Below are 12,339 nucleotides of genomic sequence, written 5' to 3' on the forward strand. Positions count from 1 at the left end.
CGCGGCCGCCGAACCGATGCCGCGAGGCCCGCCGATGCTCGGGGCTGCTCCCTCGGCACCCGCAGCCAGAGCAATCCCCCGCGCTGCGATCCGCGCTGTTCATCGCCGCTCAGCGCTGGTAGACGCGCACGTAATCGACGAGCATCCGCTGCGGGAAGGACGTGGACCCGTTCGGCGATCCCGGCCAGTTGCCGCCGACCGCCACGTTGAGCAGCATGAAGAAGGGGTGATTGAACACCCAGCGGGCGCCGGCGGGCACGTCCGCGGGAGTCCGCGTCTGATAGAGCTTGCCGTCCAGGTAGAAGCGGATCGCGTTCGGCTCCCATTCCACCGCGTACGTGTGGAAGGCGTCCGCCAGCGGCGCCCCGCCCGGGAGGTTCGTCCAGCCCGTGAGCGGATTGCCGCCGGAATACCCGGGACCGTGCAGGCTGCCGTGGAGCGTCGACGGCTCGTAGCCGACGTTCTCCATGACATCGATCTCGCCGCAGCTCGGCCAGCCCGCCGAGCCGAGATCGTTCCCGAGCATCCAGAACGCCGGCCACAGCCCCTGCCCGCGCGGGACCTGGATCCGCGCCTCCACCCGGCCATACGTGAACTCGAACTTGCCCCGGCTCACGATGCGCGCCGAGGTGTACTGGCAGGCGCCGTACCAGCAACCGTAGTGATCGGCGCCCTGCGGCGTCGCGGTGATCACCATCGCCCCGCTCTCCTGGCGCACGTTCTCGAGCCGGTTCGTGTAGTGCTGCAGCTCGCTGTTGCCCCAGCCGTGGCCGCCGGTCTCGGCCGACCACTTCGAGCCGTCGATCGCCGACCCGCTCGGCCCGTTGAACTCGTCCGAGAAGACGAGGCGCCAGCCGTCGACCTTCTCGAAGGTCCAGCGCTGGTTGGCGCTGCCGAACCAGGTCCATTGCTGGATCCGCGCGCCCGCGGCGGTGCTGACGTCCTTGACGTCGAGGACCTTGCCGCTGTGCCGCGCCCGGAGGCCGTACTGGCCGCTGCCTGCGTCGAAGGCCTCGAACTGCTGGTTGGCGCCGCCCCCGTACCCCCACTGCTGGATCGGCGCGCCGTCGGCCGTGCTCACGTCGGTGACGTCGATGGCCCTGTTGCTGTTCACGTTCTCGATCTTGACGAAGCCGTCGCTCACGGAGCTGACGCGGAACTTCTGGGCGTCGGTCCCGTTGCAATCCCACTGCTGCACGGCCACGCCGTCCGCGGTGCCGGAGGACCGCACGTCCAGGCATTTGCCGCTGTGCACCGCCTTGATGACGTAAACACCCTCGGCGATGGCCGTGACGCCTTGCTCGAGCACGTCCACCCCCTCATCGTCTGCCAGGGCCCCCTCGTCGATTCCACCGCAACCAGCGAGAAGGAGAGAGAAGGCGGCAGCGTAGGTGTTCTTGGCATTCATCTTCGATTCTCCTCGAAAGGTGAGCGTGGGAGCGAAGTGAGACCGGGCCCCAGGGCCCGACGAGGTTCGCCCGTGGTTAACCCATGGCCGGAGCACGACCCGTTCCATCACCGGCTGGCGCGAGAGAAGGCGGGATCTGCCGCGAATTCGCCGTGTCGCGCGGCGCCGCGGCGGGGAGGGGCGATCCGACAGATCACCCGTGCGGTGAGCGACGAGGACGCGGGCGATCACGGAGATCACCCCCGGGGGATCGCGGGCGGCGCGCGCCCGGAGGCCGTGCCGCGGTCGCTGCGCCTCGGCGGGGCGAGCGATCGCCTCGAGCGCCCTCCGGGCCTGCGCGGCGCGGACCCGCGCCGTGAAGAGCACGGACAGGGGCTCCGGGCTATGCTGCTGCCGCGACGCCAGCACGAGAGCTCATGAACCGCCCCACGACAGCCTCAGCACCGATGGGCCCCGGCGCGCCCGCCCTGCGCCCTTACCAGCGCGCCGCCGTCGACGCCGTCCTCGCGGCCCGCAGGCGCGGCGTCCGGCGCATGGTCGTGTGCCTCCCCACCGGCGCGGGCAAGACGGTCATCTTCTCCCATCTCGCCCGCCTCGCCAGGCGGCAGGTCCTCGTCCTCGCCCACCGCGAAGAGCTGCTCTTCCAGGCCAAGGACAAGATCGAGCGCGCCCTCGGCGGACAGGCCACGGTCGCCGTCGAGCAGGGCGACCTCCGCGCCTCGTCGGACGCGCGCGTCATCGTCTGTTCCATTCGCTCCCTCCACGAGAAGCGGCTGGAGCAGGTCACCGGCGGCCGCGATATCGGCCTCGTGATCTACGACGAATGCCACCATGCCCCCGCCGAGGACAACCGCCGCGTCCTCCGCCAGCTCGGCGCCTTCGACCCCGCGTGGACAGGCACCCTCCTCGGGTTCACCGCCACGACCGCCCGCGGCGACGGCAAGGGCCTCGACGAGGTCTTCGAGGCGATCGTCTACAGCCGCACCCTCCCCGAGATGATCGCGGACGGCTACCTCGCCCCCCTCACCGGCTACCGCGTCGCCACCGCCACCGACCTCTCCCGCCTCGACGCCGGCGGACTCGACTTCTCCATGGACGAGCTCGAAGACGCCGTCGACATGGAGGAGCGCAACGCGCTCGTCGCCCGCTCCATTCAAGAGCTCGCCCGCGACCGCCGCACCATCGCCTTCTGCGTCACGGTCGCGCACGCAAGGAACCTCTCGAAGGCGCTCAACCACCTCGGCGTCCGAGCCGCCTACGTCCACGGCGAGATGCCCTCCGACCTCCGCGGCCGGGTCCTCGCCGATTTCCGGGAAGAGCGCGTCCAGGTCCTCACCAACGTCGCTGTCCTCACCGAGGGCTTCGACGACCCTGGCGTCTCCTGCATCGCGATGGCCCGCCCCACCCGCTCGGACGGGCTCTATGCTCAGTGCGTCGGGCGCGGCACCCGCCTCCATCCAGGCAAGAAGGATTGTCTCATCCTCGATTTCGTCGACCTCTCCTCGCTCCACCTGTGCACGCTCCCCTCGCTCTTTGGCATGCCCCGCGACCTCGATCTGGAGGGCAGGGACGCCGCGGAGGCGGGCCGCTTCTATCGGCAGGTGGCCTTCGATTACCCCGGGTTCGAGGTCGAGGCGGGCCGCATCACGCTGCGAGAGATCCAGGAGCGCGCCGCGCACTTCGATCCCGTGAGCCTCCGCGTCGACCCCGAGGTGCTGGCCATCTCGCGCAATGCGTGGGCCTCTCTCGGCCGCTTCGGCCTCACGCTCCATTTCGAGAGGAAGCCCGGAGCGCTCAGCGAGGTCGCCGTCCTTGCCCGCGGCGGTCGCGGCAAGCGGTGGCACGTCCTGCTGGATGGCGAGCTTGTCGAGCGCTTCGCCATCCTCGAGGAGGCGGTGGCCGCGGTCGACTACGAGGTCACGCGCCGCGGCCCCGCGGCCTGCGCTTCGGCGCGCCACGACGCGCCATGGCGCAGGGGAAAGCCCCCCGTGCCCCTGCCGGCCGAGCCCCCGAGGGGCCATGCCCCGCCGAGCACCCTGGAGCAGGCCATGATCCTCGCGGTGTGGGCGAGGGTCACCGCGCCGCGCGAGAAGCGATGAGTCGCTCCCCCGGGGCCGAGGAGCTTCGGACGCAGCTGCGCCGCCGCCCGGTCACTCGTGGACAGCGACGCAGTCCCGTCCGCGCCGCCGCCGGCACGCCTCGCTGACCGCGCCGCCGCGCCGCGGGTCGCCCGCCCCGTACTGCTTTCCATTCCGGAGATCGATGAGCACGGCGTTCACGGCGCCGATTTCCCCCTCGGTGAGGGGGTGACCGAGGGCCGCGAGCGCGTCGAGGGAGGTCTGCTCGAACCCGGGCTCGACCGTGACCTCTCCCGCCGGAGACGTGATGGAGATCCGCGGGGCGTCGACGGCCTGCTGGAGCGTCATCCCGTGATCCAGGAGGTTCATGGTCACCTGAAGGACGGAGTTGATGATCGTGGCGCCGCCGGGAGAGCCGAGCGCCGCGAAGGGCTCACCCCGCTTGAAGAGGAGGGTTGGCGCGATGCTGCTCCTCGGCCGCTTGAACGGCGCGACGTTGTTCGTGCCCGGCGCAGGGGCGGGCTGGCGATTGAAGTCGGTGAGCTCGTTGTTGAGCAGGAACCCGTATCCAGGAACGGTGATGCCCGTTCCCCAGAGCTGCTCGATCGTCACGGTGCACGAGACAACGTTCCCCCAGGTGTCCACCACGCTGAAGTGGGTCGTTGATCCCTCTTCCTGGTCGCCCGACGTGAGCGGCGACGCGGGGGTGGGGCCATTGAACGGAAGCGGATCACCCGCCGCGGGCGTGGCCATCCGGGTCGCCTCCGAGATCATCGCGCTCCGCGTGGCCACGTAGGGATCGGCGATCGAGGGTCTCTGCGAGGGTGAATGTCCCCCATTGCTCCAGGGCCGTGGCGAGCCCGAGGACCGCGCCGGGCACCCCCACGGAGACACCGCTGGTCGAGACCTGGCTGAACGGCATTCCGCCGAGCATGTCCGCGTCGGACGCCGCGGGCGCCTTTTCTCGGAAGTCGAGCGCGAGGGTCTCGCCGCTCCGCGCGAGGTGCACCACCATGAAGCCGCCTCCGCCGATCCCCGACGCGAGGGGCTCCACGACGTTCATCGCGAAAGCCATCGCGACAGCGGCGTCGATCGCATTGCCGCCCTGATCGAGGATGTTCGCGCCGACCTCTGCAGCAAGAGGGTCGTTCACGGCCACCACGCCGTTCCGGCGTGATTTCTCGCGGCACGACGCAGGGCTCCCGCCGTGGCCCATCGCGGAGGCCGCCGTCGGCTCGTCGGCTGGATGGTTATCCGAGGTCGGCGAAGGCGCGGCCTCCAGCGTCGGGGAGGTCGCGAGCGTCACGGTCGCGCCCACGATGAGCAGGCGGAGCAAGTCCTTGGACATCGGAAGCTTCCTTTCCGTCTCCGGCGAACGCGAGGGGCCGAGTCGCGATGGCGTCCATGCGAATCGCCCCTCGGTGGATAGGCTGTCTTCTCCTATTGCACGAGAAGGCAAGAGTCCAGGACTCTTCCTGGTTGCGTCCCGACCGGTTGTGTCCCTTATCGTCGTTATTTTTCGCCGGCTCGTTCCCCGGCGAGCGCCGGTGTAGGCTGCAGCGACCGGTGGGCCGCGTGGCCCGCGGGCCGCGGAGACCGCCATGATCACCCTCTACCAGGGCCCCGCCGCGTGGGGCATCCCGAACATCAGCCCGTTCTGCGTCAAGCTCGAGACCTGGCTGCGCATGGCCGGTCTCCCGTACGAGGTGCGCGCCGGCGACGTGCGCGGCGCGCCGAAGGGCAAGATCCCGCACGTCGTGATCGACGGCCGCAGGATGGGCGACTCGCAGCTCATCATCGAGCACCTGGAGCGCGTCCACGGCGACAGGCTCGACGCCCAACTTGCCCCCGAGGCGCGCGCGCGCGGCCACGTGATCCGGCGCATGCTCGACGAGGCGTTCTACTGGGTGGTGGTGTACGCGCGCTGGGTCGAGCCCGACGCGTGGGCGGTCTACCGCCCCATTTTCCGGTCGCTGATGCCCCCGTTCATCGGCGGTCCGATCGTCGAGCTCATCCGCAGGAGGGTAAAGAGCATGCTCCGCGCGCAGGGCACCGGGCTCCACAGCCGCGAGGAGGTCCACGAGATGGGCAAGGCGGACCTCACCGCGCTCGCCGCCCTGCTCGGCGACCACCCCTTCATGCTCGGGGCCGAGCCGAGCTCCGTGGACGCGACCGTGTACGCGTTCCTCGTCAGCGTGCTGCGCTTCCCCGCCGACTCGCCGGTGAAGCGCCACGCCGAGGCGCAGCCGAACCTCGTCGCCTACTGCGAGCGTATGCGGCAGCGCTACTATGCCGACTGGAAGCAGGACGCTCCGCGCGGAGAGTAAGAGATAGGAGCTCACCCTCCGTGGAACATTGGACTGCTTTGATCCCGGGTGCGAGCATCGCCGGTCCCTCCCTCGTCTTGAGGCTCGCGCGCTATGGGCGCTCCGCGGCTCCTGTCTCGTCGTCGCTCTCGGTGCCTGGTTCTGGCTCCTGCGCCGTGGCGATCGCATAGACGTCGCCTGCATTCGCCACCTGCGGCAACGCATGAATGTGGTCTGCCATCTCTTGCTTGCTGCGCCAGCGCTCGAACGTCAGCTGCTGGCTCTCGCCCAGCGCGATGTCGAAGCGGTACGCGCCGAGGGTCGCGAGGTAGTCCAGACAGCGGTAGCTCACGTCACGCTGGATCGTGGTGAACTCGAAGGAGAGCGCCGGCGGCCGCCGCGTCAGGCCGGCGAGCACCTGGTCTTCGAAGCCCTCGACGTCGATCTTGATGAAGACCGGCGCGCCGTGCGTCGCGATCAGCTCGTCGAGCGTCGTCACGAGGACGTCGATCTGCCGGTCCCACACCTGTCCCTCCCAGCCGGGCTGACCGGCGGCCGCTGCGACGAAGGCGGGCGAGGCGGTGGTCACCGTGGGGTTCGCCGTGTTGACGTACATGGCGAGGCGGCCGGGCGCGGCGCCGCAGGCGGCCTCGACCAAGGTGACGTCGGGATCCGCGCCGTAGAGCGCGCGAAGGGCGCGCGCGCAGAGGGGCTGCGGCTCCAGCGCGACGACGCGCGCGCCGAGGCGGCGGAACGACGCGACGCGGTCGCCGACGTGCGCGCCGATGTCGAACGCGAGGTCGCCGGGCTTGAGAAAGCGCGCGTAGAGGCGATCCATCGCGGCGTCGCGGGCCGGGTCGCCGTAACAGATCGCGAGCGAGCGGCCGAGCGGGATGAAGGCCGGGTCTGTGCGGAGATCGGCAGGGCTGGGCACGGCTGGGTCTCCGGGGGTCGACTGTAGAGTTTGGGCCGGCGCCCGCAAGGGGGCCACGTCGGCGGCGTCGAGAGCCGCGGCGGCGGCATGGAAGTCGGCTCACGTGAGCGGTCACGTGCGCGTCGCCGGTCCGAGTCGGACGATGAGCGCGCCGGCCGCCGTCGACGAGGCGAGAGCCGTCACGGCCAGCCAGCCCCACTGGGCGAAGAGCACGCTGCCCAGCGCGGCACCGAAGGCCATGCCGATGAACATGCCGACGAAGAGCACGGCGTTGAGACGGCTACGCGCGCCGGGCTCGATGCCATAGACAAGGGTCTGATGCGCCACCAGCGCGGCCTGGATGCCGAGATCGAAGGCGACGGCACTGGCGCCGAGCAGCCACAGCTGTCCGTGGACGGACAGCAAGGGCGACAGCGCCATGGCGGCGAAGGCCACGACCGAGAGGCCGGCGCCCATGCGCGTCACCTGTTCGGGCCCGCGACGGTCGGCGATGCGGCCGGCCAGGGGCGCCGCCACCGCGCCGGCCGCTCCGGCCAGGCCGAAGGCGCCCGCCGCCGAGCTGCCGAGGTGGAACGGCGCGCCGTGCAACATCACGGCGAGGGTGGACCAGAACGCGCTGAACCCCACCGACAGCAGCCCCTGGGCCAGCGTGGCGCGGCGCAAGGCGCCGTGGCGCTTCCACAGCTTGGCCAGTGAGCCGAGCAGCGCGGCGTAGCTCAGCTGCGTGGTCGGCTCGAAGTGCGGCAGGCTGCGCCACATCGCCGCGCCGAGCAGGGCGATGCTGGCCGCGGCGGCGACGAACACCGTGCGCCAGCCGAAATGCTCCGCCACGAAACCGCTGACCACGCGGGACAGCAGGATGCCCAGCAGCAGGCCGGTCATCACGGTGCCGACCACCTTGCCGCGATGCGCCGCGGGGGCCAGCATCGCGGCGGCGGGCACGATGTCCTGCGCCAAGGTCGCGGCCAGGCCGGTGACCAGGCTGGCGACAAGCAGCGTGCCGATGGCGTGAGCGGCGCCGCCGAGCAGCAGCGCGGCCGCCAGCACGGCAGCCTTGGCCAGGATGATGCGTCGCCGGTCGTAGCGGTCACCGAGCGGCGCAAGCAGCAGGATGCCCAGCGCATAGCCCAGCTGGGTCAGCGTGGGCACGAGGCCGAGCGCGCGGCCTGAGGCGCCGATGTCGCCCCCCAGCACGCCGAGCACGGGCTGGCTGTAGTAGAGCGACGCCACGGCCAGGCCCGCTCCGGTGGCCAGCAGCAGCACCAGGGCGGCGGGCAGGGGTGGCGCGGACGCGGTGGGCGGCGACTGGGTGGCAGAGGTCTTATGCGCCAGCTGCATGTTGTGCATGGTGCACCCAACGTACGAAGCATCATCCTGGCGGTGTAGTAGCGTGGGACGTACGACAGTTATACGGTTGACGTATGACCGTGCCGGCACCGCGCTTCTCCTCGTCGCTGGACCGCATCGCCTTGCTGCAGACCTTCGTGAGGATCGTCGAGGCCGGTAGCCTGTCGGCCGCGGCCACCCTGCTGGGAACGACACAGCCCACCGTGAGCCGCCGCCTGCAGGCGCTGGAGCGCTCGCTGGGCCTGTCGCTGCTGCAGCGCTCCACGCACACGATGAAGCTGACCCAGGACGGCGAGCGCTGCTTCGAACGAGCGAAGACACTGCTGGCCAACCTGGAGGCGTTCGAGTCGGACATCCAAGGCGACGGCGACCAGCCCGACGGGACGCTGCGCGTGGTCGTGCCGCACGCCTTCGGCCAGCACCAGCTGGTCAAGCCGCTGGTCGACTACCTGCGCCGCTACCCGCGTGTCTCGGTCGAGTGGCTGCTGCACGATGGGCAGCCGAACTTCATTGCCGACGGCATCGACTGCGCGCTCCTGGTCGGCGCAGTGGCCGATTCGGCTGTGGTGGCGATCCGCCTGACCGAGGTGCCGCGCATCGTGGCCGCAGCGCCCTCGGTGCTGGGCCGGGCCGCGCCGCCGGCCCATCCATCGGACCTGGCCGACATGCCGTGGCTTTCGTTGCGGACCTACTACCGCGACACGATCACGCTGACCCACTCGTCGGGGGGTGAGCGGGTCGAGCTCGCGATCCGCCCGCGCATGAGCACCGACAGCCTGTATGCCCTGCGCAGCGCCGCGCTGATGGGCCTGGGCGTCTGCGTGGCCTCGTCCTGGCTGGTCGCCGACGACCTGGCGCAGCGGCGGCTGGTGCACCTCGCGCCGTCGTGGCAGGCGGATCCGCTGCCGTTCCACCTGGTCTATCCCCATGCCCGCTTCTATCCGGCCCGGCTGCGGCGCTTCGTCGAGGCGATGCGGGAGTCCGTGCCGGCGGTGGTCGACGGCGCGGCGGCCCGGCGCGGCTGATCGGCCCGCGATGATCCAGGCGCGGAGAGGATCCGGTCGGACCCGACGGGGTTGACACCTGCCCCCGCCGGACAGGATGGCGTGACGGGCAGGCTGGGGCCGGTGGTCTGCCGCGGGATGCGGTGCTCGTGGATGAGTGGATGAGAGATAGCGAATCGGAGAGACGCTCTCGTCGACCGTCGCCTCAGCGCGACTTCACGGAGGCCCCGGGGAAATCCTTGCGCTTGATCTTGGCGCGCCGGCCGTCGGGGTGGTGGAACACGATCCCCTCGGCGAGGTGGCCCGGGGAGAAGCGGCTCTCCAGGTGCGAGAACAGGCTGTGGAGGCCATCATACGTCCTCGCGACCTCGTCGTAGACGGGGATCTCGAGGTTGAACGGGACGCAAAGGTGCCTTGTCAGCCCGAGCGAGTTGCCCTGGATGCTCGGCCCGAGCGCCTCGGCCGAGTGCTCGCCGTCCGGCCAGCGCACGAAGTCGGTCTCGCGAACCGCCTCGAAGATCCACTTGTCTTCCGGTCCGTGCTCGTCCGCGTCGACGTACCAGCCGTCGATGATTCCCTGCTGCTTCTGGAGCTTGCTCGGGTTCCTGCGCTTCTCGACCCGGACCACATGGCCCGAGCGAACGGTCAGCCGCACGTTCGTGCCGTCGAGCTTCTCGGTGGGGCGGCCCTCGCCCGCAAAGACCCACTCGCAGCCCTGGCGCGGCCGCGGGAGCACCTTGAAGTCGTCGCCACGATCGAAGATCGTCGGAATCTTTTCCATGACCTGAATGCCCTTTCTCACGTGGCCGAGTAGCTCTTCCGGTGTGATGACGCCCCCGGCGAGGCCGCTCGCCAGGGCGCGCACCAGATCCGCGACAGAGGTGCTCGCCTCGAGCGCCACGCGCTTCAGCGCTTTCCGCTCCTCCGGCGAGACCCACGCAACCAGGCGTGACCAGCCGTCGGGCGGGACCCATGTCGAGAGCCGCTCTGGATCTTTCCTCGGTCTGCCGCGCGGCCGGCCTGGTGCTGCTGTCACGGAGGGCAGGATGAGGCGGAATTTCTGTTGTGTCAATTGGCAAAACAGAAAATGGACGCGGCGCTCGGGTGCTTGCGGCGATGGGGGAGCCCCGCCTAGATTCGCGCTCGCGTGCGCGCTTCTCCGTACTGGCCCTCATCGCGGTCGCTCTCCATCACCGGTATCACCCGCATCACCTGCTTTTCTGGGCGGGTATCCCAGGTCAGTTGAGGATCCCTTGATTTCATTCATCGCCGCCTTCAACCTGCCGGACGCGAACGACCGCGACCCTGCCGCGTTTCTTCGCCGTACGGCGCTGCTCCTCGGCGAACGGATGCCGTCGGTGGGCCCGGAGCCCCGGATCACGCTGGCGGTCCTGCCGGAGGTGGGCGGCGGGTGGGCGCTCCTCGTGCCGGAGCCGCGGCCGCGGCTCGCCCTGATCGAGCAGGTGGTCACCGACACGCACGCCGTGCTGTTGTTCGGCGACCTGCAAGGCGAATCCAGGGCGTCGCCCGCGAGCGCCGTCCTCCGCGCCTGGATGTCGGGCGGCGGGGCCGCCGTGGCTGCGCTCGACGGCAACTTCTCCGCCATCGTCGTCGACCGCGCGGAGCGCACGGTCGCGGTGATCTCGGATCTGCTCGGCCGCCGGGCGCTGCGCACCCTGCACGCGGGCGGGGTCCTCCACGTCTCTCCGCACGACGTCGCGCTCGCGGCGACCGGGGCGTGCCCTGTCGAGATCGACCACGCCTCGGCGTGCTCGATCCTCGCGGCCGACTGGTCCATCGGCGGGCGGCCGCTGCTCGCGGGCGTCGAGCCGTGCGATCCTGCGCGCTGGCTGCGCTTCCGGGGTGGCCGCCTGGAGCGGCTCGCCGCGCCGCTCGGGCTGTTCGAGCGCCGCATCGACGCGCGTGACGCGGCCGCGATCAGGGAGCGGACCGACCAGATCGTCGACAACATGCGCGAGAACGCGCGCTTCGCCGCGGCGAGCTGCGACACGGTCCAGGCCGACCTGACCGCGGGCATCGACAGCCGCGCGGCCTTTGCGCTGCTCGCGTCGGTCGTGCCGGCGGAGCGCATCGTCGCCAGGACCACCGGCGCGGCCGACAGCCTCGACGTGCGCGTGGCCAGGCGCATCGCCGCCCTCTCGGGCGTGCGCCACGCGCACCGCGAGCTGGACATGCCCATCCACGATGATTTCAGCCGTCACGCGGATCTCATCGCGTTTCACATGAACGGCGATTCCAGCGCCAAGCGCGCCATCGACAGCTATCCGAGCTGGGACGACGAGCGCCCCCTGAACTTCGAAGGGGGTGGAGGCGAGATCTTCCGTGGCTATTACTACGCTCGCCCCGGCCAGTACCGGCGGGTGGCCCGCGCCAGCGCCGGCGACGTCGCGGCGTTCTTCGTCCGGAAGTGGCGCCGCCTGACCGCGCTGAGCTACCGCTCACCCGATCCTCCGGCCGCCGTCCGCGAGCGCACGCTGGCGGTGATCGAGGCGATGTTCGGGCGCTCGCCCGACCTGCACGACGTGCTCGATCAATTCTACCTCTTCGAGCGGTATGGCCGCTGGGGCGCGCTCACGTCGCGTTTCCTCTGGTGGAGGACCTTCACCCCGTACGCGAGCCCATCCGTCGTGCGGCTGGCGTTCAGCTTGCCCTCCCCGATAAGCACGCACGCGGCCCTCCACGACGCCATCGTGCGCCGCTTCTTGCCGTCCGCGCGCAGCATCCTCGTGAACGATAACTCCCTGCTTCCGCTCCAGGGGGCCGGGGTCACGCGCCGGCTCGCGCGCGATCTGCTCTATGTCACCGGCGAGATCTGGCGAGCGGCCGCCGCGTGGCGCGGCCGCTCGGTCAAGGAGCGCCGCTCGGCGGACGCCATGCGCGCCGACGCGATCGCGGGGCCGCTCCACGCCTACGCGCGCGACGTGCTCCTTTCGCGAGACAGCATCGCCGTGGATCTGCTCGGGCACGGGCCCGTCGCTCGCCTGCTGGACGAGCACAGGGCGCGCCGGCAGCACCTGGAGACCCTGTGCAACCTCCTCGGCATCGAGCATTTCCGGCGCCTCGCCGTGTCCACCGCGGCGGCTGCATCCCGACGCTGACGCCGGGTCACCCTGCTCGAGGCAGCCCCTCGACGCCCGCTCAGCGCTCTATCCCAGCCTGCCTCGCCCCCTCCGCCTCCGCCGGCCAATACACCTCCTCCGTCGTACGGCTCGAGAACGAGCTTTTCCATCACTCCCTCTCC

Annotated in this window: 11 protein-coding genes; 5 read left to right on the plus strand and 6 right to left on the minus strand. The window is 70.7% G+C overall.

What is annotated here, in order from left to right; genetic code table 11:
* Positions 1–109: 109 nt before the first annotated feature.
* A complete protein-coding gene (locus WME75_RS45270) occupies positions 110–1,408 on the minus strand; it encodes an RICIN domain-containing protein (protein ID WP_437484526.1) in 1,299 nt (432 codons plus the stop codon).
* Between the two features lie 204 nt (positions 1,409–1,612).
* On the opposite strand from WME75_RS45270, the gene WME75_RS45275 reads away from it, so the two are divergent.
* Together WME75_RS45275 and WME75_RS45280 are read left to right on the plus strand one after the other, a co-directional pair.
* A complete protein-coding gene (locus tag WME75_RS45275; RefSeq protein WP_437484528.1) occupies positions 1,613–1,828 on the plus strand; it encodes a hypothetical protein in 216 nt (71 codons plus the stop codon).
* The gene (locus WME75_RS45280) at positions 1,825–3,507 is read left to right on the plus strand and encodes a DEAD/DEAH box helicase (RefSeq protein WP_437484530.1); all 1,683 of its coding nucleotides are present in this window, start codon (positions 1,825–1,827) and stop codon (positions 3,505–3,507) included. Before WME75_RS45275 ends, WME75_RS45280 begins: the two co-directional genes overlap by 4 nt.
* A gap of 51 nt (positions 3,508–3,558) precedes the next feature.
* On the opposite strand, the gene WME75_RS45285 is transcribed toward WME75_RS45280, so the two are convergent.
* Together WME75_RS45285 and WME75_RS45290 are read right to left on the minus strand one after the other, a co-directional pair.
* Positions 3,559–4,239 carry a gamma-glutamyltransferase gene (locus WME75_RS45285; RefSeq protein ID WP_437484532.1) on the minus strand — a complete coding sequence of 227 codons (681 nt, stop codon included), beginning with the start codon at positions 4,237–4,239 and terminating at the stop codon, positions 3,559–3,561.
* Positions 4,217–4,834: a gamma-glutamyltransferase gene (locus tag WME75_RS45290; protein WP_437484534.1), complete on the minus strand. Its 618-nt coding sequence runs from the start codon at positions 4,832–4,834 to the stop codon at positions 4,217–4,219. Before WME75_RS45290 ends, WME75_RS45285 begins: the two co-directional genes overlap by 23 nt.
* 253 nt (positions 4,835–5,087) lie before the next feature.
* Here WME75_RS45290 and WME75_RS45295 point away from each other — a divergent pair, with 253 nt between their 5' ends.
* Positions 5,088–5,813, plus strand: a complete 726-nt coding sequence (locus WME75_RS45295; RefSeq protein WP_437484536.1) for a glutathione S-transferase family protein — start codon at positions 5,088–5,090, stop codon at positions 5,811–5,813.
* Positions 5,814–5,904: 91 nt separating this feature from the next.
* Here WME75_RS45295 and WME75_RS45300 read toward each other — a convergent pair whose 3' ends face one another.
* Together WME75_RS45300 and WME75_RS45305 are read right to left on the minus strand one after the other, a co-directional pair.
* Positions 5,905–6,726 carry an FkbM family methyltransferase gene (locus tag WME75_RS45300; RefSeq protein ID WP_437484538.1) on the minus strand — a complete coding sequence of 274 codons (822 nt, stop codon included), beginning with the start codon at positions 6,724–6,726 and terminating at the stop codon, positions 5,905–5,907.
* Positions 6,727–6,837: 111 nt separating this feature from the next.
* Positions 6,838–8,064: an MFS transporter gene (locus WME75_RS45305; protein WP_437495062.1), complete on the minus strand. Its 1,227-nt coding sequence runs from the start codon at positions 8,062–8,064 to the stop codon at positions 6,838–6,840.
* A gap of 83 nt (positions 8,065–8,147) precedes the next feature.
* Between WME75_RS45305 and WME75_RS45310 the strand changes: the two genes are divergently transcribed.
* On the plus strand, positions 8,148–9,098 hold the full coding sequence (locus WME75_RS45310; RefSeq protein ID WP_437484540.1) for a LysR family transcriptional regulator: 951 nt from the start codon (positions 8,148–8,150) through the stop codon (positions 9,096–9,098).
* 184 nt (positions 9,099–9,282) lie between these two features.
* Here the strand turns inward: WME75_RS45310 and WME75_RS45315 are convergent, their stop codons facing one another.
* Positions 9,283–9,858, minus strand: coding sequence for a hypothetical protein (locus tag WME75_RS45315; RefSeq protein ID WP_437484542.1), 576 nt, complete (start codon positions 9,856–9,858; stop codon positions 9,283–9,285).
* Between the two features lie 472 nt (positions 9,859–10,330).
* Here WME75_RS45315 and WME75_RS45320 point away from each other — a divergent pair, with 472 nt between their 5' ends.
* A complete protein-coding gene (locus tag WME75_RS45320; protein WP_437484544.1) occupies positions 10,331–12,196 on the plus strand; it encodes a hypothetical protein in 1,866 nt (621 codons plus the stop codon).
* The last annotated feature ends 143 nt before the right edge of the window (positions 12,197–12,339 follow it).

The sequence above is a fragment of the Sorangium sp. So ce1014 genome, assembly GCF_051521505.1.
Classification (GTDB): Bacteria; Myxococcota_A; Polyangia; order Polyangiales; family Polyangiaceae; genus Sorangium.

Coding starts and splice junctions, on each gene's coding strand:
- WME75_RS45270 (WP_437484526.1), bottom strand. CDS start 1,408: ATGAATGCCAAGAACACCTACGCTGCCGCCTTCTCTCTCCTTCTCGCT.
- WME75_RS45290 (WP_437484534.1), bottom strand. CDS start 4,834: ATGTCCAAGGACTTGCTCCGCCTGCTCATCGTGGGCGCGACCGTGACG.
- WME75_RS45285 (WP_437484532.1), bottom strand. CDS start 4,239: ATGGCCACGCCCGCGGCGGGTGATCCGCTTCCGTTCAATGGCCCCACC.
- WME75_RS45305 (WP_437495062.1), bottom strand. CDS start 8,064: ATGCAGCTGGCGCATAAGACCTCTGCCACCCAGTCGCCGCCCACCGCG.
- WME75_RS45315 (WP_437484542.1), bottom strand. CDS start 9,858: ATGGAAAAGATTCCGACGATCTTCGATCGTGGCGACGACTTCAAGGTG.
- WME75_RS45310 (WP_437484540.1), top strand. CDS start 8,148: ATGACCGTGCCGGCACCGCGCTTCTCCTCGTCGCTGGACCGCATCGCC.
- WME75_RS45295 (WP_437484536.1), top strand. CDS start 5,088: ATGATCACCCTCTACCAGGGCCCCGCCGCGTGGGGCATCCCGAACATC.
- WME75_RS45280 (WP_437484530.1), top strand. CDS start 1,825: ATGAACCGCCCCACGACAGCCTCAGCACCGATGGGCCCCGGCGCGCCC.